Source organism: Corallococcus sp. AB049A (genome assembly GCF_003668885.1).
Classification (GTDB): Bacteria; Myxococcota; Myxococcia; order Myxococcales; family Myxococcaceae; genus Corallococcus; species Corallococcus interemptor.
This window is the reverse complement of the sequence record NZ_RAWL01001220.1, coordinates 1-424: the sequence shown is the minus strand read 5'-3', so window position 1 is coordinate 424 and position 424 is coordinate 1. Positions and strand designations below refer to the sequence as shown.

General features: G+C 66.7%; 1 protein-coding gene. It reads right to left on the bottom strand.

Annotation, left to right across the window (positions count from 1 at the left end):
* The coding region (locus D7X55_RS46815; protein WP_199747444.1) for a hypothetical protein at positions 1 to 424 on the bottom strand (424 nt) is incomplete at both ends.

Genomic DNA, 424 nt, shown 5'->3' with positions numbered 1-424 from the left:
GCTCGATACCGTACGCCCAAGGGTTTTCGCCAACGCTGCGGGTCTCGCTTCCGTCATCCGCCACCGCCACCACCTCGCCCGCCGGGCCGACTACGCCCGCGACGGCGCCCAGGCCGGACATCAGCGCCTGGTAGACGATCATCTGCCGCTGCTCGGTGCTCAACGCAGCGGCCTTGAGCTTGGCAGGGGGAATCTGCAGGTACGCCGCCTCCTTGCAAAGCACCAGCACCTGCTGGTCGTCCCAGCTCACGGACATTTCCTCGTTGGCGAAGTACTGCGTCCGGATGGACGCAACAGGGGAGCCCGCGCCAGCGGAATGCCGGATCTCGATCAGCGAGGCATTCTCCGCTGCATCGGTCAGCGAAACCGGTGAGGTGGAAGCCGCAGTCGCAGCGCCTGCGAAGCCAGCCAACACGGCCAGCAC